This is a genomic window from Psychroserpens sp. S379A, assembly GCF_049800755.1.
Classification (GTDB): domain Bacteria; phylum Bacteroidota; class Bacteroidia; order Flavobacteriales; family Flavobacteriaceae; genus Psychroserpens.
Genome location: NZ_JBNAFQ010000002.1, coordinates 761,882 through 781,121 on the forward strand (window position 1 = coordinate 761,882; position 19,240 = coordinate 781,121).

General features: G+C 33.5%; 20 protein-coding genes. 12 read left to right on the top strand and 8 right to left on the bottom strand.

Translation table 11 applies throughout. From position 1 onward, the window contains the following. Window positions 1–43 precede the first annotated feature (43 nt). Window positions 44–1,336 (top strand): tyrosine--tRNA ligase, encoded by a 1,293-nt coding sequence (tyrS, locus tag ACP15M_RS08180; RefSeq protein ID WP_425076704.1) that lies wholly within the window; start codon window positions 44–46, stop codon window positions 1,334–1,336. A gap of 170 nt (window positions 1,337–1,506) precedes the next feature. On the opposite strand, the gene ACP15M_RS08185 is transcribed toward tyrS, so the two are convergent. Further along, complete coding sequence (locus tag ACP15M_RS08185) at window positions 1,507–2,487, bottom strand: acyl transferase (RefSeq protein WP_425076705.1); 981 nt, start codon at window positions 2,485–2,487, stop codon at window positions 1,507–1,509. A gap of 76 nt (window positions 2,488–2,563) precedes the next feature. Beyond that, a complete protein-coding gene (locus ACP15M_RS08190) occupies window positions 2,564–4,657 on the bottom strand; it encodes a T9SS type A sorting domain-containing protein (protein ID WP_425076706.1) in 2,094 nt (697 codons plus the stop codon). 658 nt (window positions 4,658–5,315) lie between these two features. Between ACP15M_RS08190 and ACP15M_RS08195 the strand changes: the two genes are divergently transcribed. Then, window positions 5,316–5,999 (top strand): response regulator transcription factor, encoded by a 684-nt coding sequence (locus ACP15M_RS08195; protein ID WP_425076707.1) that lies wholly within the window; start codon window positions 5,316–5,318, stop codon window positions 5,997–5,999. Beyond that, window positions 5,999–7,042 (top strand): sensor histidine kinase, encoded by a 1,044-nt coding sequence (locus ACP15M_RS08200; RefSeq protein ID WP_425076708.1) that lies wholly within the window; start codon window positions 5,999–6,001, stop codon window positions 7,040–7,042. The genes ACP15M_RS08195 and ACP15M_RS08200 overlap by 1 nt, the downstream gene beginning before the upstream one ends. On the opposite strand, the gene ACP15M_RS08205 is transcribed toward ACP15M_RS08200, so the two are convergent. Next, window positions 7,016–8,083 (bottom strand): glycosyltransferase, encoded by a 1,068-nt coding sequence (locus tag ACP15M_RS08205; RefSeq protein ID WP_425076709.1) that lies wholly within the window; start codon window positions 8,081–8,083, stop codon window positions 7,016–7,018. The genes ACP15M_RS08200 and ACP15M_RS08205 overlap by 27 nt on opposite strands. A 98-nt stretch (window positions 8,084–8,181) precedes the next feature. On the opposite strand from ACP15M_RS08205, the gene trmB reads away from it, so the two are divergent. The 8 genes from trmB to ACP15M_RS08245 all read left to right on the top strand — a co-directional run bounded on the left by trmB (window position 8,182) and on the right by ACP15M_RS08245 (window position 13,476). Further along, window positions 8,182–8,856, top strand: coding sequence for a tRNA (guanosine(46)-N7)-methyltransferase TrmB (gene trmB, locus ACP15M_RS08210; RefSeq protein WP_425076710.1), 675 nt, complete (start codon window positions 8,182–8,184; stop codon window positions 8,854–8,856). Between the two features lie 3 nt (window positions 8,857–8,859). Next, window positions 8,860–9,489 (top strand): LysE family transporter, encoded by a 630-nt coding sequence (locus ACP15M_RS08215; RefSeq protein WP_425076711.1) that lies wholly within the window; start codon window positions 8,860–8,862, stop codon window positions 9,487–9,489. A 1-nt stretch (window position 9,490) separates the two neighbouring features. Continuing rightward, window positions 9,491–9,820, top strand: a complete 330-nt coding sequence (locus tag ACP15M_RS08220; RefSeq protein WP_425076712.1) for an MGMT family protein — start codon at window positions 9,491–9,493, stop codon at window positions 9,818–9,820. Window positions 9,821–9,992: 172 nt separating this feature from the next. Continuing rightward, a complete protein-coding gene (locus tag ACP15M_RS08225) occupies window positions 9,993–11,129 on the top strand; it encodes a P-loop NTPase (protein WP_425076713.1) in 1,137 nt (378 codons plus the stop codon). A gap of 2 nt (window positions 11,130–11,131) precedes the next feature. Next, window positions 11,132–11,374 (top strand): NifU family protein, encoded by a 243-nt coding sequence (locus ACP15M_RS08230; RefSeq protein WP_425076714.1) that lies wholly within the window; start codon window positions 11,132–11,134, stop codon window positions 11,372–11,374. Window positions 11,375–11,612: 238 nt separating this feature from the next. Beyond that, window positions 11,613–12,674, top strand: a complete 1,062-nt coding sequence (locus ACP15M_RS08235) for an NAD(P)/FAD-dependent oxidoreductase (protein WP_425076715.1) — start codon at window positions 11,613–11,615, stop codon at window positions 12,672–12,674. Window positions 12,675–12,762: 88 nt separating this feature from the next. Continuing rightward, window positions 12,763–13,095, top strand: a complete 333-nt coding sequence (locus ACP15M_RS08240) for a ferredoxin (RefSeq protein ID WP_425076716.1) — start codon at window positions 12,763–12,765, stop codon at window positions 13,093–13,095. Window positions 13,096–13,149: 54 nt separating this feature from the next. Then, window positions 13,150–13,476, top strand: coding sequence for a hypothetical protein (locus tag ACP15M_RS08245; protein ID WP_425076717.1), 327 nt, complete (start codon window positions 13,150–13,152; stop codon window positions 13,474–13,476). 4 nt (window positions 13,477–13,480) lie between these two features. On the opposite strand, the gene ACP15M_RS08250 is transcribed toward ACP15M_RS08245, so the two are convergent. The 5 genes from ACP15M_RS08250 to ACP15M_RS08270 form a co-directional block, all read right to left on the bottom strand. Then, window positions 13,481–14,377, bottom strand: coding sequence for a serine/threonine protein phosphatase (locus ACP15M_RS08250; protein ID WP_425076886.1), 897 nt, complete (start codon window positions 14,375–14,377; stop codon window positions 13,481–13,483). Window positions 14,378–14,501: 124 nt separating this feature from the next. Continuing rightward, window positions 14,502–15,680 (bottom strand): acyl-CoA dehydrogenase family protein, encoded by a 1,179-nt coding sequence (locus ACP15M_RS08255; RefSeq protein WP_425076718.1) that lies wholly within the window; start codon window positions 15,678–15,680, stop codon window positions 14,502–14,504. Between the two features lie 121 nt (window positions 15,681–15,801). Continuing rightward, on the bottom strand, window positions 15,802–16,515 hold the full coding sequence (locus ACP15M_RS08260) for a tRNA1(Val) (adenine(37)-N6)-methyltransferase (protein WP_425076719.1): 714 nt from the start codon (window positions 16,513–16,515) through the stop codon (window positions 15,802–15,804). Window positions 16,516–16,592: 77 nt separating this feature from the next. Beyond that, window positions 16,593–17,123: a ribosome maturation factor RimM gene (rimM, locus tag ACP15M_RS08265; RefSeq protein ID WP_425076720.1), complete on the bottom strand. Its 531-nt coding sequence runs from the start codon at window positions 17,121–17,123 to the stop codon at window positions 16,593–16,595. A gap of 67 nt (window positions 17,124–17,190) precedes the next feature. Beyond that, a complete protein-coding gene (locus ACP15M_RS08270) occupies window positions 17,191–17,709 on the bottom strand; it encodes a 30S ribosomal protein S16 (protein WP_425076721.1) in 519 nt (172 codons plus the stop codon). 194 nt (window positions 17,710–17,903) lie between these two features. Here ACP15M_RS08270 and ACP15M_RS08275 point away from each other — a divergent pair, with 194 nt between their 5' ends. Continuing rightward, on the top strand, window positions 17,904–19,160 hold the full coding sequence (locus tag ACP15M_RS08275; protein WP_425076722.1) for a DUF6252 family protein: 1,257 nt from the start codon (window positions 17,904–17,906) through the stop codon (window positions 19,158–19,160). Window positions 19,161–19,240: the final 80 nt, after the last annotated feature.

Below are 19,240 nucleotides of genomic sequence, written 5' to 3' on the forward strand. Positions count from 1 at the left end.
GTGGTATACATCTATCTTTGCGCAATATTTAGAAACACTTATTATGATAAAGAATTTTGTTGAAGAGTTACAATGGAGAGGTATGATACATGATACAATGCCTGGAGCAGAAGATCATTTAATGGAAGCGATGCGTTCTGCGTATGTTGGGTTCGATCCTACTGCAGATTCATTGCATATAGGAAACCTTGTGCCTATCATGTTGTTGGCTCATTATCAACGTTGTGGACACAAACCTTTTGCTTTGGTTGGAGGTGCAACAGGAATGATTGGTGACCCTTCAGGAAAATCTAGTGAGCGTAATTTATTAGATGAAAAAACACTGCGTCATAATCAGGAATCAATAAAAAAACAATTGGCTCACTTTTTAGATTTTGATAGTGATGCGCCAAATTCAGCTGAATTAGTGAATAATTACGATTGGATGAAAGAGTTTTCATTTCTTGAATTTATTCGCGATGTAGGGAAGCATATTACTGTTAACTATATGATGGCTAAAGATTCTGTAAAGAACAGACTTTCTTCAGAATCTACAGATGGAATGTCGTTTACTGAGTTTACATATCAACTCGTTCAAGGCTATGATTTCTTGCATTTGTACCGAGAAAACAATTGTACCATTCAAATGGGAGGAAGTGATCAATGGGGAAATATTACAACTGGAACCGAATTAATACGTCGTATTGCACAAGGTAAAGGCTTCGCGATTACTTGTCCGTTAATTACCAAAAGTGATGGTTCTAAATTTGGAAAATCAGAAGGCGGAAATGTTTGGTTAGATGCCAATCGTACTTCACCATATAAGTTTTACCAATATTGGTTAAACTCAAGTGATGAAGATGCCGAAAAATATATCAAAATCTTTACATTCTTAACAGAAGATGATGTAAAAACTATTGTTTCTGCACATCAAGAAGCACCACATCAAAGAATGTTACAGAAACGTTTGGCTGAAGAAATAACGACAATGGTACATTCTAAATCTGATTTTGAAAATGCTGAAAAAGCATCTAATATTTTGTTTAGTAAAACCTTTAAAACAGATATTAAGACCTTAGATGAAAAAACATTCTTAGACGTTTTTGAAGGTGTGCCTCAAGCCAAAATTTCTAAAGAAGAATTATCTCAAACAGATATGATTGGAGCTTTAGCTGCAAAAACAAATTTCTTAGCCTCAAATAGTGAAGCTCGTCGTGCGCTAAAAGAAAATGCGGTTTCAGTTAATAAAGAAAAGGTAAAGGAAGATTACCAATTATCTGAAGACGATTTAATTAATGACAAGTATATTATTCTTAATAAAGGAAAGAAGAACACTTATATTATTAAAGTGTCTTAGTTTAAAAAACAGAATTAAATAGAAAAACGCTTCATTAATATGAAGCGTTTTTCATAAACCAACCAACTATTTAGAAGCTAATCTTTCTTTTTCATAGAAGTATAAGGTGTATAAAAATCTTAGCTTCTCAATGAATAGTCGAACTTTAGTTTTAGACCTTACAATTAATTTTACAAAACCATCAAATTACAGCCTCTTACATCGCTAGCATCAAAACGACCAATAATTTCAAAAGAATTGTTTGTAGCAACTCGTCCTAAATCTTGAGTAGCAATAAACGAACAAGAATTTAGGTTTGCTAAGTCAATAATATTAATACCACCAGTTTTTTGTCGTTTTTGAAGTGTGAGCGCATCTTCAGGATCTCTAGTCAAAACTTTCATCCAATTTGGGCATTTAAAAATGCCATTGCCTTTAGAATACGCTTGACTGAGCAGTTCTGTCATGCCATACTCGCTATGAATTGAATCTACTCCAAATCCTTTTTTTAGAATCGAGTGAAGCTCATCTCTAATAATTTCTTTTCGTCTTCCTTTCATGCCACCAGTTTCCATAACTATAGTATGTTTGAGCTGAAATTTATACGCTTCAACCAAATCTAAAAGCGCAAAAGACACACCAATAAGCAATACTTTTTGTCCGTTTGAATCTAAACTAATAAGCTGTTCTTTTAATTCTGAAATATTATCTAAATAAAAGCCACTTTCAGGATGCTTAGATTGTGTAATCATATCATTCACCATGTAAACTAAAGAAGAGCCTTGGCGTTCTAAATAACTCGGTAAAAGTGCAAGAATCACATAATCTTCTATGTTGCCATAAAATTGTTGAAACCCTTTTCTGAAGCTTTCTTTATAAAGATTTAAGTTAGTAATGTGATGTTTACTAGTAGTGCTTCCTGTGGTTCCACTACTGGTAAAAGTGGTTTGAATGTTAGAAGTAGAACTTAAAACCTGATGACTTTTAAAAAATTGAATCGGTAAAAAGGGAATGTCCTCAACACATGTTATATCACTAGGATGCTTATATAATAAATCGCAAAATGAACGATACACAGGATTGTTTTCAAACTGAAACTTAAAGACCTTCAAGGCGACTTCAGTGAAGCTTTCTTCTGAAGCAATTGAAAAAATATCTTGTTGATTTATCATAAAAGCAAAAGTAAATAAAAAGCAAAAGCGCTACCAATTAAGGCAACGCTTTTAGTATGTTATAATACAAGAGTTGTTACTTGATGATTAACTTTTTAGTAACGCTTGCATTATTTTGAGAAATTTTCATAATGTAAACACCAGAATTTAATCCTGAAACGTTTAATTGATTGTTAGTTAAAGCCGAATTAATAACTTCTTTCCCTAAAACATCATAAACAGCTACAGAAACCGCTTCGTTATTTGCACTTACAATGTTTACAAATCCAGTTGTAGTTGGATTAGGATATACTTTAAACTCATTTGCAATTGTAAACTCATCATTAGATAACGTTTCAGCAAAAGTTTGAGTAATAGCTAAATTATCAACTAAAATCCCTTCATTGTCAGAAGAATCAGATTGTCTAAAAGCAAATGCAGCAACAGTAGATCCAGGGTCACTTTCGTCAGCTCCTAATATTGACGTATCAGATTCAGAAGAAGCATCAACCCAAAGTTCAGCAATATTTGTGTCTTGGTTATATCTTACAGTAACACGATATGTTGTGTCATAAGATAAATCAGAAGCCCAAGTGGCATCTGCTGTACTTGATGTACTACCAATACCTAATGTGTAATCTCCACCACCAGTTGGAGCAACAATATCAAGTTTAGCTATGAAACCAAATCCATCAGTTTTAAAATGTGCAAAGTATTCAAAATCGGTTCCACCACCATCACCAATTGGTGCAGCAAGAGCAGGAACAGTCATGTCAAAAGCATAGTATAAATCACCAGTTACAGAAGTAAAAGGTAAGTTAACATCTTCACTTGGTGCTCCATGTTGAACTACAGCTTGACCAGAAGCTACTAAAAAGTCTCCAGCATTTCCACCTGTAGAAGCCCATTCACTATTTCCTACTAAAGGACCATCAGCATAAGTAAATGACTCATATTGAGGTAATACTAATTGAGGGTCACAATTAGGGCTATTAATATTTCTTGAGAAATCACAGCCACTGTTTGCTGAATCTCCTGTAAATGATACTGAAAAATCTGTTCCTTCAGGAATATCTGAGATAGTAATTGTACCATCTGCAACACTAGTTGGATCATCACCTCCTAATGTTCCAATTCCACCCGTATCAATTGTGTAAGTTGTAGTAGCTCCACCTGTATAATCGATGGTTACACTGTATGTGTCATCAGTAGCAGGCGTAATAGCATCACAAGTTTCAGTAATTGTTCCTATTTGAATATCACAAGGGAATAGTACACTAAAAGTTACTGTAGTATTTACAGCAGGAGCAATAGGTTGATGCATATTGTCTACTAATTCCATATACACAGTATAAGTTCCTCCATCAGTTACTGAAATAGCTTCAGGATCTGTATCAAATTTCATTGGTTGTGCAACTGGACCACTACCACTATCAAGAGTCCAGTGAATATGACCATCAAAACCACCAGTTGTAGCACCAATATTAAAGTTTTGAACATTGATTGTTAAATCAACACTTGTTGTACCATCTGCTAGAGCTTGACCATTATTTGGAGATGTAATGGTAATTGTTGGATTTGTATTTACGGTTGGAGAGTAAGTTCCAATAGGAAATACAGAAGCACAACCAGCATTTGTTCCAGTATCGTCACCAAGGTCACAACCATCTAAAGCATTAATTCCACTATAATTCCATTCTGTTTCATCAAAAGCTGCGCTTGGTCCTTGACCATCAATTCTGTAAGCCCAACCATCAAGGTATTCCCAAGCTTCTCCTGAGCCATCGACACCATCAACACCCATAGCATCAATCACTGATCCATTACCATATAAGATAACTACATCGTCACCATTATTGTTTAATTCACCACCTGTAAGTTCATAAGTTGGTGCAATACCTAAATATTGGGTGAAATAAGGAGTTTCAGGTGAAATGTAAATAAAATCTCCAGCAGTATAAGCATCAGCAGGAAACGTATAGGTTTGTGTACCTGTTGAAGTACCTCCATTTCCAGCACGTTCGATCCCATAAACACTTAAATCAGCTATATCATTTATAACGTATAACTCAAGTCCTTTAGGAAATCCACCAGGAAGAGGTCCATCTATTATTCCAGTAATAACTAGGTCTTGCCCAAATGACAAAGAAGTAACTAATAAAGTTACCATTAAAAAGTAAAGTTTTTTCATAATTATTGTAATTAGATTGAAAATAAAAATATTGCAATGACAAATATAGCAAGATTTAAGGGTTTTCACTAATAATTAGAGTGATAAACCACTATTTTACAATATGATAATATTTGATTATAATTACTTAACAACCAATTTTTTAGTTTAGAGATTTTCTACTCTTTTATTTTAAGAATGTCTCTTCCTAAAGATAATTTAGAGATGGCTAGCGATTTACTTTGTATAGAAGTTGTAATAATTTGTTTGCCTAAAGCATCATAAATTTCAATGGTTTTGAGTAAATTGTTTTTTGGTAGTTATGTAGATTTTATCATCTTTAACGTGATTTGTAAACATGTGTAAACCTTCGCTAGATAATGAAGGTTTGCCTAACCTTTTTTAATTGAACATGACTTATGTTTATCGAACTAGATACTAAAATGACAAGGATATAATTTTTCGGCATATTAATCATCACTGTTAAGAATTAGTTGTTTAAACTTAAAAGACTTACCTCCTCAGGTTTAAAAATGATAAACTCTAGTACAAGCATAGATTGTTATAGTTTAGATTTCTTAGGTTAACTTAATGTTATTAATTAATTTGTAGTTTATAAGGTTTTGTTATTAATCCTATCTTTACATAGTTTTTTTGAGTCTTAAGAATTAACTTAATTATGAAAAAAAGAGATATTAAAATTTTATTGGTAGATGATGAACCAGATATATTAGAGATTGTTGGCTATAATTTATCTGCTGAAGGCTATCAAGTAATCACTGCCGAAAATGGTTTAAAAGGTGTAAAAGCTGCAAAAAAAGAAAAACCTCAATTAATCATATTAGATGTCATGATGCCTGAAATGGATGGCATTGAAGCTTGCGAACAGATTAGGAAGATTCCAGAATTGAGCAATACTGTAATTACATTTTTAACTGCTAGAGGTGAAGATTATTCACAAATGGCTGGTTTTGATGCAGGAGCAGACGATTATATCACCAAACCAATAAAACCTAAAGTATTAGTTAGTAAAGTAAAAGCATTACTAAGGCGACTTAAAGAAGAAGATGCTTCTGATAGTATTTTAAAAGTTGGAAACTTAGTTATTAATAGAGAAGAATATAAAATATCCTTAAAAGGAAAAGAAATCATTTTACCTCGAAAAGAATTCGAATTATTATCTTTGTTAGCAACAAAACCAGGTAAGGTCTTTAAACGTGAAGAAATTCTAGATAAAGTTTGGGGAAATGAAGTTGTTGTAGGAGGACGTACTATAGATGTCCACATTAGAAAACTTCGAGAAAAAATTGGAGATAAAAGCTTCAAAACCGTTAAAGGCGTTGGTTATAAGTTTGTAGATTGATGCAAAACAAAATAAAAAAAACGTATAAGTTTGCTTTTAAAACTTCATTATACGTAACTACTTTTTTAACGCTCTTATCGAGTGTTTTTTTGTATGTGCTACATTCTATTAATTTTCTATATCTTTTAACTTTTGCTCTAGTTACATTCTTTATTTCTTTTATAGTCATTCAATACAGAGTGGAGCGATTTATTTACAGACGTGTTAAAAAGATTTATGACGATTTAACACTTTTAGAATCTACAACTTTACGTAAACAGCCTATTACAACAGACATGGCAACGCTTACTCAAGAAATTGATAAGTATGCTCGTGATAAAAAAATGGAGATAGAAACTTTAAAGGTACGAGAAGAATATCGAAAAGAGTTTTTAGGAAATGTGTCTCACGAGCTCAAAACACCATTATTTACAGTTCAAGGCTATTTGTTAACACTGCTTGATGGTGCAATTAATGACAAAAATGTTAGCGAAAAATACTTAAATAGAGCAAACAAAGGTTTAGAGCGTTTGATCTATATTGTTAAAGATTTAGATATGATTACCAAATTAGAAGTTGGTGATTTAAGGTTAAATATTGAAACATTCAATATTATTGAATTGGTTGAAAGTGTTTTTGATTTGTTGGAAATGAAAGCAGCAAAAAAGAAAATCACATTAACTTTTGACATGGATTACAATTCGCCTATCATAGTTAAAGCAGATAAAGAACGTATCCAGCAAGTATTGACAAATCTTGTAGTAAATTCTATAAAATACGGAAGAGAAAAAGGAACTACAGAAATTAGTATTGAAAACCTTATCAAAAATAAAGTCATTGTTCGTGTAACAGATAATGGTGAAGGTATTTCTAAAGAAAATTTACCTCGTCTTTTTGAACGCTTTTTTAGAGTAGATAAAAGTGGTTCTAGAAAAGAAGGTGGTTCTGGTTTAGGACTTTCAATTGTGAAACACATTATTGAAGCTCATGACGAAAAAATTTATGTCGAAAGTGATTTAGGTGTTGGTAGTGAGTTCTCATTTACCCTTGAAAAGGTTGAATAGTTTCTTGTAATTTGTACTGTATTCTGTTAATGTTAAACCCTTGTAGTTCTTAACAGTATCTAACATTTCAATTTTAAAATCATTTTGGTTACAACTAGGAACATAACCAAGTTGATCTAATCGTTTGGCAATATATTCTTGTTCAAACTGACCTGGAGTTGGAATAAAAAATGCCTTTTTTTCTAATTTAGCTAAATCCATTACTGTAGTATATCCTGATCTTGACAAAATAATATTGCTTTCATTTAAGGCCTTTTCTAAAGCATTGCTAGTCATATAATTATAGTTAGTAATATTGTTGCTTTTAGAGACTTTAGATTCTCCATCAATAACACCTTTTACAACTAGCGCAGAGCCTTTATAGGTTTCAAGTTCCTTTAAAAGTAAGTTTTGCAATAGCGTTCGTTGAGGTTCAGGACCAGAAAGCAAAACCATGAGGTCGTATTTTATTGTATGCTCTGATTTTTTAAGGCGACTCAACGGACCAATATATTTTATTGGAATGCCAATACCATCAGATTGACCTAATTCACCACTCAAACTATCGTCACCTAAATTATCTGGAACCCAACATTCGTCAAAGCGTTTAATGATGTTTTGATGCATTTTTGTGCTTAGCCAAGTTGTGCTTCCGCTTAACACTTTTAATTGATGTGTCATAAATACACAAGGGATATGCTTACTATAAACACCAAATCTATTATCTGAAAGAATACCATCAATTCGATGGGTTTTAACAATCGTCTTAGTTACTTTCTTTTCAGCATTTATCGCTTTAATAAGTTTAGGAGAATTCTGAAGTATTTTCAACTTGAAAAACTGTGCTTTTTTTGAATATGCTATATTATACGAAGGCAATTCAATGGTTTCCAAATCTGGAAATTCTTTTTGTAATAACTTTAAAGCTATGCCATCACTTGCAATTACAGGTTCAAATGTATTTGCAATTAGTGCATTTATCAACGGAATACATCTAGTAGCATGACCTAAACCCCAATTTAATGGCGCAACTAAAATTCTTTTCTTTGGTTGATTGTGCATGTATTAAGTTGATTACAGTGTTCTGGTTTAATAGAATGCTTAAAAACAAAGATAATACTAATATGTTTCCTTAATTTTGCCAAAACATTAAATAAATTGTGGGAAGTAAAAATAAATTAAAGCGTTTTAAAGAAAACGAAACCTTTGACAATGTGGTTCAACCATCAAGAGAGGAATTGGTAAATGACAATTTTCAATTAAAAGGACAGTGGAGAACAACATTCTTTAAAAATGAAAACCCTTTGGTTTTAGAATTGGGTTGTGGTAAAGGTGAATATTCGGTAGCATTAGCTAAAAAGTATCCTAATACTAATTTTGTTGGTATTGATATAAAAGGAGCTAGGTTTTGGCGTGGCGCAAAAACAGCTATTGAAGACAATATTCCTAATGTAGGATTTTTAAGAACACAAATAGAATTGATAGACTTAGCCTTTGCAGAAAATGAAGTGGATGAAATTTGGATCACGTTTCCAGATCCGCAAATTAAGTACAAGCGCACAAAGCATAGAATGACCAACTCTCAGTTTTTAAAGCGTTATAAAACCATTCTAAAACCTGATGGTATTGTCAACTTAAAAACCGATAGCGAATTTATGCATGGCTATACCCTTGGCTTGCTTCATGGTGAAGGTCATGATGTGCTTTATGCTAATCATAATGTGTATAAACAAGAGGGAAGCCCTGAAGATGTGACGAGTGTTCAAACCTTTTATGAATCACAATATTTAGAGCATAACAAACCAATTACGTATATTAGGTTTAAAATAAAATAGATTTTGAATATCACTGTTATTTTTTTTCTAGGATTAATTATTGCTATTGTTGGTGTCGCTCCTCCTGGATTATTGAATATGACTGCTGCAAAAATTAGCTTAAAAGAAGGTTATAATAGAGGTATTATATTTTCAATAGGTGTGTGTTTTATTGTGTTTTTGCAAACCTATATTGCTGCCATGTTTGCTCGTTATTTGAGTAACCATCAACACACAGTTGAAATATTAAGGCAAGTTGCTCTTGTTATTTTTATACTTATCGCTATTTACTTTTTGTTTATAGCTAAGTCTTCGCCTAAACCAAATATAGACTCTCATACTAAAAGTAAGCAAAGTCGTTTTATACAAGGGGTGTTTTTATCTGCTATTAATGTGTTTCCTATTCCGTATCAAGCCTATATGACCATTTCTATTGCAGGCTTTGGATGGTTTACTTTTGATCCTATGAGTATGTTAACCTACTGTTCTGGTGCAGCTACTGGTACTTTTGTGATGTTGTATATATACATTTTCTTTTTTGATAAAATCAATAATAAAAAATTCACTTCTCAAAAAAATATGAATAAAAGTATTGGAATTATTACAGGAATAGTGGCTATCATTACTTTAGTTAATATTTTAATGGACTTATAAGATGAAACCCGAAACACTTAGTTTTTTTGATAAGGTTTACGACGTTGCACGATTAATCCCTTACGGAAGAGTGACCAGTTATGGAGCCATTGCAAATTACTTAGGTGCCAAGCGAAGTGCCAGAATGGTTGGTTATGCTATGAATAGCTCTGGCGGAAAAGATGTACCAGCACATCGTGTAGTAAATCGAAAAGGATTACTTACAGGAAAGCACCATTTTGATGGCACCAACCTTATGCAACAACTTCTAGAAAGTGAAGGTATTACAGTTATCAATAATCAAATACAAGATTTAGCTTCTGTGTTTTGGGATCCATCAACGGAATTATAGGTGTTATTACTTATAGAAACTAATAATAGCACCATAAAAAACTTCAAGCTTCTACTTTTATACTTCAAGCTTTAATACGTACCTTTGCATTTAGAATGAATATAAATAGAAACAGGACACTAAGATATGATATGTCTTGATTCTTGATTCTGAAATCTTGAATCTAAAATTTATGAAATTAAATAAACAAGATATACTTAAAGCGCTTGAAACTATAACGGTTCCAGGCGAAGGACAAAACATGGTTGAGAGTGGAGCAGTGACTAATGTGGTTACTTTTGCTGATGAAGTGATTGTTGATATCACCATAAAAAATCCTAGTCTTCAAGCTAAAAAGAAAACTGAAGTCGATATCCTTAAAACCATTCACGATAAGGTTTACGAAAAGGCTAAGATTAAAGTCAATGTCAAAGTTGATGCACCTAAAAAATCTGAAACTAATGTGATTAAAGGCAAACCAATTCCTGGCATTCAAAATATCATTGCAGTCGCTTCAGGAAAAGGAGGTGTAGGGAAATCTACTGTAACCGCTAACCTTGCAGTTACTTTGGCAAAAATGGGATTTAAAGTAGGTGTTTTAGATGCCGATATTTATGGACCATCAATGCCAATTATGTTCGATGTCGAATTAGAGCGACCTTTAGCAGTAAATGTTGACGGCAAATCTAAAATGCGACCAGTAGAAAACTATGGCGTAAAATTATTATCGATTGGTTTTTTTACAAAACCAGATCAAGCTGTGGTTTGGAGAGGTCCAATGGCAGCTAAAGCATTAAATCAAATGATTTTTGATGCAGCTTGGGGAGAACTCGATTTCTTATTATTAGATTTACCTCCAGGAACAGGAGATATTCATTTAAGCATTATGCAATCACTTCCAATTACTGGAGCTGTAGTTGTGAGTACACCTCAAAATGTAGCTTTAGCTGATGCCAAAAAAGGTGTAGCAATGTTTCAACAAGATAGTATCAACGTGCCTGTGTTAGGGATTATCGAAAATATGGCTTATTTTACGCCAGAAGAGCTTCCAGATAATAAATATTATATCTTCGGAAAACAAGGCGCTCAAAACCTTGCTGAAGATTTAAATGTTAGAGTTTTAGGCGAATTACCACTGGTTCAAAGTATAAGAGAAGCAGGTGATATTGGTCGTCCTGCAGCATTACAAACTGCAACACCTTTAGAGGATGCCTTTGAAAAATTAACTCAAAATGTTGTTGAAGAAGTGGTAAGACGAAACGATAATTTGCCACCAACTGAAGCGATAAAAATAACTACTATGGCTGGTTGTTCAGCAGTAAAGAAATGATTATGAGTACAGAAGAACTAAGACTTAATGTCGAAAAAGCATTAGAAGAAATTCGTCCTTTTCTGCAAAGCGATGGTGGAGATATTTCTTTGTTGTCCATTGAAAATGATAAATTAGTTAAGGTGCAATTACAAGGCGCTTGTGTTGGTTGTAGTGTGAATCAAATGACACTCAAATCTGGTGTAGAAATGACCATTAAAAAATATGCGCCTCAAATAGAGAAAGTTATTAATATTGAAGTGTAGTTGGGCGTGACCACAAGGGTCAGGCTTTCGGTAGTCGCTTTTTTACTTGTCATTCTGAACTTGTCGAAGAATCTCTAAAAAAAAGAAAAAAGAGCTCCAACAAAACCTCAATCCCTGTCTGCCGACAGGCAGGCTTCACGCAAAATGACAAATGTCATAGAAAGCTAACGTTAAAAACAGGAACTTTGTGTATTCAAAGTCAAATTAAAATGAGACTCACAATTGTGGGAATTTATATATGATTAAAACTGATATACTCATCATAGGTGCTGGACCAACTGGATTGTTTACTGTGTTTGAAGCTGGTCTGCTAAAATTAAAATGCCACCTTATTGATGCTTTGCCACAACCTGGTGGACAATGCTCTGAAATTTATCCTAAAAAACCCATTTATGATATTCCAGCATATCCAGAAATTCTAGCTGGCGATTTAACCGATAAACTGTTAGAACAATGCAAGCAGTTTGAACCTGGATTTACATTAGGCGAACGTGCAGATACGATAGAGAAACAAGACGATGGCACGTTCATTGTAACGACTAATAAAGGAACAAAACATCAGGCACCTGTAGTTGCTATTGCTGGTGGTCTAGGAAGTTTTGAACCAAGAAAGCCTTTAATTCATAACATTTCAGATTTTGAAGATAAAGGTGTTGAATATATTATTAAAAACCCAGAGCTGTACAGAGATAAAAAAGTTGTAATAGCTGGAGGAGGAGATTCAGCTTTAGATTGGAGTATCTTTTTAAGTGATGTGGCTTCCGAAGTAACCCTTATTCACCGACGAAATGAATTTAGAGGTCATTTAGATTCAGTAGAAAAAGTACAGGAATTAAAGAATCAAGGGAAAATTAATTTAATTACACCTGCCGAAGTAATTGGAATTGTTGGTGATGCTAAAGTAAAGGCAGTCGTTGTAAAACAAGCACAACATATTGAAAAAGAATTTGAAATAGAATGTGATCATTTCGTGCCACTCTTTGGCTTATCTCCAAAACTTGGACCTATTGCAAATTGGGGTTTAGAGATTGAAAAAAATGCCATTAAAGTGAATAATTCATTGGATTATCAAACCAATATTCCTGGCATTTTTGCCATTGGTGATGTGAATACATATCCTGGAAAATTAAAGTTGATTCTTTGCGGTTTTCATGAAGCAACATTAATGTGTCAAGCAGCTTACCAAATCATCAATCCAGGAAAGCGTTATGTTATGAAATATACGACTGTTGCTGGAGTAGATGGGTTTGATGGCACTCGTAAAGAAGCTCCAAAAGCAGTAGTTAAAGCAATCGAGTAAGTTTTATAAAATGAATTGTCACTTCGAGCGTAGTCGAGAAGTCTCTATATTTATTTGTCCAATAATTCGTTGGTAATAGTAACATAGTATGGAACAAGATGTAAACATAAAAATAACAGATAGAGAAGGTGTAATACATTCAATTGAAGCGCCAACAGATATGGCTATGAACCTTATGGAAGTAGTTCGCTCTTACGAGTTGGCTCCAGAAGGTACGATTGGTATTTGTGGTGGCATGGCTATGTGTGCGTCGTGCCAGTGTTATGTAAATTCAGACCATGAATTGCCTGAAATGCAAGATGATGAGGAAGCCATGCTTAGTGAAGCCTTTTATGTAAAAGAGAATTCACGTTTGGGTTGTCAAATTCAAATCACACCTGAAATGGATGGTTTGGAAGTGGAGTTAGCACCTGAAAGTTAACCATTAAAAAACCAACCTGTTGTTTTTTTCGTAGGTATTACCATAAGCTATATTATGGCAGTTTTTGTTTTACACACATCGAAACCTAAAGATTATAGAATTCTATTTAAGCTTAACGATGAAATTGAATTTTCAAGCAAATCTTTTAGTTCTAGAGTCGAATGTTTTCAAATGATTCGCCTAATGCGCAGTAAATGTCACAAAGATTTATTCTATAATTTAAAAAAATTAAGCTGTGGTAGTTGGTGTTTTGAATTTGTAGAGCCCAATAGTAATGATATACTAGGACGAAGTAAAACTTATGAAGATAAAATGACTGTATTGAAAAAAATTTCACTTATGAAAGTAAGTGCTAATAAAGCAAAATTAAAAAGTTCGTAATAAACTATTCTGTTTTATAATCTGCTATTTTTCGAGGGCCTTCTAATAAAACTCTTACAATTTTTAAAATACCATCATCAGTCGTGGCAATTTGCCATTTAATAAGAGAGATTTCTCCATTTTCAATTTCAATACCTGTAATACTTCGTGGATGCACGCAACTACCATCGTTAAAAAAAGCAATGTCTCCAGGTTCTGGAAATCGAGGTCTATGTGTATGACCAACAATTGTTATTAAGTTGTTGTTTTCGGCAATCCATTTTTTAGTTCGACGTTCAACTTTAATCAATTCCTTATAGTTTTTGGCTGGACTGGTAGGATCGGCAATTCCCATAACATTTAGTGGTTTCCATAGAATACGAACCATAAATCGACTCCATTTCCAAAATAAATAATTCCACCAATCGGCTTGATGACCATGTGTTAAAAAAAGTTCTTGATTAGTTTCTGAATGTTTTAAAACCACAGCTTCATGATATTTTAGATCACAAAACAACTCAACATCTTCACCAATTTTAGGATCAAAATAAGTAGACAAGTGCTTTTCAACATATTTAGGATCTCGATATACCATATCATGGTTTCCCCATATCATATGTAATCGATTTTGCTCATGAAAGCGCTTCATAAGCATATACACATTTTTATGTGCGTTTAATATAGAATTAAAGGATAGGTTTTCCCATAATTCGTCACCATCGCCAAGTTCACAATAGCTAAATCCTTCAGCGTAGTAATGTTTTAGTGCATGAAAGTAGATATTGCGGTTGTTCGCAAAATCATCAGCAAAACTATTATCTCCTCTATGACAATCACTAAACAAAACAAATTTACTAGAGTTATTAAAAGGCACAACTTTAGCATTTTTATACGCTCGATCTAATCTCGATTTTGAAGACATGGAATAAATGTAAATAAAAAATGTCATTCTGAATGAAATGAAGAATCTTTAAAAGAGATTTTTCGACTTCGCTCAAAATGACATTGTAATTTATGTCAATTGAATAATTAAATATGCTTAGAGTTTACTTGAAAGCATTTAATCCAGTAATGTCTAATCCAGTAATTAGTAAATGAATGTCATGTGTTCCTTCGTAGGTAATTACACTTTCAAGATTCATAGAGTGACGCATGATACTGTATTCTCCAGTAATTCCCATACCACCTAACATTTGTCTAGCTTCGCGAGCAATATTAATTGCCATATCTACATTATTTCGTTTCGCCATAGATATTTGAGCTGAGGTTGCTTTTCCTTCATTACGTAACACACCTAAACGCCAAGTTAATAGTTGTGCTTTGGTGATTTCGGTAATCATTTCGGCAAGTTTTTTCTGTTGTAATTGAAACTGACCGATTGGTTTTCCAAATTGGATACGTTCCTTACTATAACGAAGTGCAGTGTCGTAGCAGTCCATTGCTGCTCCAATGGCTCCCCAAGCAATACCATAACGTGCTGAATCTAAACAACCAAGTGGAGCGCCTAATCCAGATTTGTTTGGCAATAAGTTTTCTTTTGGGACTTTGACATTATCGAAGATTAATTCTCCAGTTGCACTGGCGCGAAGTGACCATTTGTTATGAGTTTCTGGAGTAGAAAAGCCTTCCATACCACGCTCAACAATTAGTCCGTGAATACGACCTTCTTCATTTTTAGCCCAAACGACAGCTACTTGGCAAAAAGGAGCATTAGAAATCCACATTTTTGCACCATTTAAAAGATAATGGTCTCCCATATCTTTAAAGTTGGTGGTCATGCCTCCAGGATTACTACCATGATCAGGTTCGGTTAATCCAAAAGAACCCATCCATTCACCAGAAGCTAATTTAGGTAAGAATTTTTGGCGTTGTTCTTCGGTTCCATATTTCCAAATAGGATACATCACTAAAGACGATTGTACCGAAGCAGTACTTCTTACACCAGAATCACCACGTTCTATTTCTTGCATGATGAGTCCGTAAGAAATTTGGTCTAATCCAGCACCTCCATATTCTACAGGAATGTAAGGCCCAAAGGCTCCAATTTCGGCTAATCCACCAATAATTTGTTCAGGGAATTCTGCTTTTTGAGCATACTCTTCAATAATAGGTGAAACATCACGTTTTACCCAATCTCTGGCAGCATCACGTACTAGTTTATGTTCATCGGAAAGTAATTCGTCTAGGTTATAATAATCTGGTGCTTCGAATAAATCTGGTTTCATTTGCTAAAGTTTATTATTTTGAATCTGTCAAATGCTGTCGCTTAGCTCGAGTCATTTGGTGATTTTTATTGTTTTTAAATACAAATTATGTGTCAAAAATAACGAAATCGTTTTCTTAAAACTACATTTTCAAATAAAAATCCTTTGTCAAATTAATGTAATCTTGAGTATATTGATGACGAGAGGTTTCAATTGTAATTTCAGTGGTTTCAGTTTCAGTTTTAAAAAAACTAAATTCAAGAAGACTTCGTTTAGTTTCTGAAGTAGGATTGCCTTTTACACGTGTAATTCGTTTAGGAAAAAGTTGTACTTGCGAGGCTAGATGTTTAAAATGTTCTTCTTCAGAAAAAGGAATAATTACTGAAAAGAGTCCGTTTTCAGAAAGTAAGAAGGCAACACCTTCTAAAAGATGCTTAAAAGGCATAGCATCTTGAAATCTTGCCAAATCACGTTGTTTATTATCGGTCTTATAATCTTCAGAAAAGAAAGGCGGATTACAAATAATTAAATCATATGAGTCTTCAATTTCATCGGCAAATTCTTCTAGCGAAGCGTGATAGCAAAATAAGCGATCATTCCAAGGAGACTGTTCGAAATTGTCAACACATTGTTCGTATGTCATATCATCTATTTCTAAGGCTTCAATAACTTGAGCCTGACTTCGCTGTGCTAACATTAATGCTAAAATTCCAGTGCCAGCTCCAATATCTAAAATTGAAAAAGGACGACTTTCAACCGACGTCCATGCACCTAACAACACACCATCTGTACCAATTTTCATGGCACATTGATCTTGGTTTACTGTAAATTGTTTGAATTGAAAAGGCTTATTCATTTTTTGTTATCCTGAACTTGATTCAGGATCTCATAATTTATGATATACTACTAAAACTCATTTAACAAGGCGTGAAATTAATCTTCTAGGTACAAATCGATAAGTCCTTCAGGAGTATTTACAAAAATGGTTTGATTGGCTTTATCTACTTTGGAAATGAATTCATCATTCATCGGAATTAAAATTTCAACACCATTTCTATCTATTTCAAACAGTGATTGTGCGGTAGAATCGTTAACCGATTTTATAATACCTACATGACCATAGTTTTTATCCTCAACCTTAAAACCGATAATCTCATGAAAGTAAAATTTATCATCGTCTAATTTTGGTAAGAATTCAAGGGGTAAATACAATTCGCTTTTTATTAAAGCATCTGCATCTTCTTCGGTATCTACATCTTCAAACTTGATACGTAATAATTCCGATTTATGAAGTTGAGACGATTCAATAAAAAAGGGAACAAGGTTACGTCGTACTTCAACAAAAACAGATTCCATGTCTTTATAGAGTTCAGGTTCATCGGTATCTAATTTAACCAATAGCTCACCTTTGAAGCTGTATTTTTTAACAATTTTACCAAGAAAGAAACAATTTTCCTTTTTCATATTTTGGGATATTAACAAAAAAACTCCGATACATTGTATCGGAGTTTAAAAGTATAAAAATAAATTTCTATTCTTCTTCGTTTGAAGCAGTAGCATCATCACCTTCTGCTTGAGCTTCTTCAGTCGCTTCTTCTACAACTGGAGCAGCTGCAGCAATTCTTGCGTCATTAACTGCTTTTTCAGCAGCTAAAGCTTCAGCTTTTGCTTTTGCTTGAGCTTCAGATAAATTTGCTTCTTTAGCTTGTACCTTTGCTGCTTTTTCTTCTAACCAAGCATTAAATTTAGCTTCTGCTTGCTCTTCTGTTAAAGCACCTTTTGCAATACCACCAGCTAAGTGGTTTTTAAGCAATGCACCTTTATAAGATAAAATTGCTCTGGCTGTATCAGTTGGTTGTGCACCATTCTGTAACCATTGTACTGCACCATCAACATTTAATTCTATAGTTGCTGGATTAGTGTTTGGATTGTAAGCTCCTAATTTTTCTAAGAATTTACCATCTCTTTTAGCACGCGCATCTGCTGCTACGATCCAGTAATAAGGTTTTCCTTTTTTACCGTGTCTTTGTAATCTAATTTTAACTGACATATATAATTAATTAGTGAGGTTCACGACCTCTATTATTAATGAGAGCGCAAAGATAATACAATTATTTAAATTAGAACATTTTTTTCAAATTAAGTAATTTGGAAATTTTATTATACTTTTGGAAGTTCTAAAACGTTATATTTACCTAAAAAATGTGCCTCATTTTTATTTTAGAGGAAGAAAAATTGAAACTAATGAAACGACTAGCTATACTTTTTATTACAGTATTCACTTTTGTAAGTTGTGGTGAAGAAGTAGAATTTAATACGCCTGCAATACAAGGAACAAAAGATTATGTGCTTTGGAGTGCTGAATATTTTAATGCTGCTATAGATGGCAATGGGTATTTAACCATTACTGGAGGAAATAATATAGAAACATTAATACTTAGAATACCTTCGGCTGCTGTTGGAACGTATAATTTGGGCGATGTTGAATCTATGGAAGGTAGATTTATCGCTGCTGATGGAACAGTGTTTTCTACTAATAACAGACCTGATTCTGATATTTATAACGAATATGGTTTTATTAAACTAGACGAAATTATTAATAATACTTTTACAGGAAGGTTTGAATTTGATGCTTATGATGAAGATGGAAATGTGGTTAACTTTGGTGGTGTAACAGAGCAGCAAAATCCTGACAATCCTAATGATACTGGTGAAGATCCAATAGGAGGAGGTATATTTTACAGAGTACCATTAACTTCAGGATCATTTCCTTCGATGGTGTTTACATGTGTAGATGCTGAAGAACAAACAGAATTACTTCAAGCAGCATTTGATGCTACAACTGCACCTGATCTTACTTATGTGAATAGTGCAGATTATATTATGGCTTGTGAAGCGCTTGCGGCAGCTTTAGAAACTCAAAGACTATATTGTGGTGATATTGGTGGAGCATTACAAAATGAAATAGATAATTTAAATGCCTGTGTTTTTCCATGTCAGATTGCAGTAAATAATAGAAACACTGCTGAAGCTGAATTTAATAGTGCAACTATTGGGAATTACATTTCAGCTTGTTTAGATTATCAATTGTATTTACAAGAACAAATTGATTTTTGTGGAGATACGAATGGAGACATTCAATTAATATTAGACGAATTAGATTGTGGTGATGATGATAGTGATGGAGTTCCAAACTTTTTTGAAGATTTTAATGGTGATGGAGATCTTGATAATGACGATTCTGATGGTGATGGCATTGCTAATTATTTAGATGACGATGATGATGGTGATGGAGTTTTAACCATACATGAGGCAAAAGACGAAGATGGAAATCCTATAGATACAGATGGTGATGGAGATGTTGATTATCTAGATAATGATGATGATGGTGATGGGATTTTAACAGCAAACGAAGATGCAGATCCTAATATGGATGGCGACCCTTCTGACGCTGTAGATACAGATACAGATGGTATTCCAGATTATTTAGATAATATATAATTAGGATAATATAAACTTAAATTTAAGTCAGCTCAATTGAGCTGACTTTTTTGTTTAAAACTGTTCATAACTTCCTTTTA

What these genes read in the sequence shown, in the direction of transcription:
- tyrS (WP_425076704.1), top strand. Translation starts at nt 44, where the DNA reads ATGATAAAGAATTTTGTTGAAGAGTTACAATGGAGAGGTATGATACAT.
- ACP15M_RS08185 (WP_425076705.1), bottom strand. Translation starts at nt 2,487, where the DNA reads ATGATAAATCAACAAGATATTTTTTCAATTGCTTCAGAAGAAAGCTTC.
- ACP15M_RS08190 (WP_425076706.1), bottom strand. Translation starts at nt 4,657, where the DNA reads ATGAAAAAACTTTACTTTTTAATGGTAACTTTATTAGTTACTTCTTTG.
- ACP15M_RS08195 (WP_425076707.1), top strand. Translation starts at nt 5,316, where the DNA reads ATGAAAAAAAGAGATATTAAAATTTTATTGGTAGATGATGAACCAGAT.
- ACP15M_RS08200 (WP_425076708.1), top strand. Translation starts at nt 5,999, where the DNA reads ATGCAAAACAAAATAAAAAAAACGTATAAGTTTGCTTTTAAAACTTCA.
- ACP15M_RS08205 (WP_425076709.1), bottom strand. Translation starts at nt 8,083, where the DNA reads ATGCACAATCAACCAAAGAAAAGAATTTTAGTTGCGCCATTAAATTGG.
- ACP15M_RS08220 (WP_425076712.1), top strand. Translation starts at nt 9,491, where the DNA reads ATGAAACCCGAAACACTTAGTTTTTTTGATAAGGTTTACGACGTTGCA.
- ACP15M_RS08225 (WP_425076713.1), top strand. Translation starts at nt 9,993, where the DNA reads ATGAAATTAAATAAACAAGATATACTTAAAGCGCTTGAAACTATAACG.
- ACP15M_RS08230 (WP_425076714.1), top strand. Translation starts at nt 11,132, where the DNA reads ATGAGTACAGAAGAACTAAGACTTAATGTCGAAAAAGCATTAGAAGAA.
- ACP15M_RS08235 (WP_425076715.1), top strand. Translation starts at nt 11,613, where the DNA reads ATGATTAAAACTGATATACTCATCATAGGTGCTGGACCAACTGGATTG.
- ACP15M_RS08240 (WP_425076716.1), top strand. Translation starts at nt 12,763, where the DNA reads ATGGAACAAGATGTAAACATAAAAATAACAGATAGAGAAGGTGTAATA.
- ACP15M_RS08245 (WP_425076717.1), top strand. Translation starts at nt 13,150, where the DNA reads ATGGCAGTTTTTGTTTTACACACATCGAAACCTAAAGATTATAGAATT.
- ACP15M_RS08250 (WP_425076886.1), bottom strand. Translation starts at nt 14,377, where the DNA reads ATGTCTTCAAAATCGAGATTAGATCGAGCGTATAAAAATGCTAAAGTT.
- ACP15M_RS08255 (WP_425076718.1), bottom strand. Translation starts at nt 15,680, where the DNA reads ATGAAACCAGATTTATTCGAAGCACCAGATTATTATAACCTAGACGAA.
- ACP15M_RS08260 (WP_425076719.1), bottom strand. Translation starts at nt 16,515, where the DNA reads ATGAATAAGCCTTTTCAATTCAAACAATTTACAGTAAACCAAGATCAA.
- rimM (WP_425076720.1), bottom strand. Translation starts at nt 17,123, where the DNA reads ATGAAAAAGGAAAATTGTTTCTTTCTTGGTAAAATTGTTAAAAAATAC.
- ACP15M_RS08270 (WP_425076721.1), bottom strand. Translation starts at nt 17,709, where the DNA reads ATGTCAGTTAAAATTAGATTACAAAGACACGGTAAAAAAGGAAAACCT.
- ACP15M_RS08275 (WP_425076722.1), top strand. Translation starts at nt 17,904, where the DNA reads ATGAAACGACTAGCTATACTTTTTATTACAGTATTCACTTTTGTAAGT.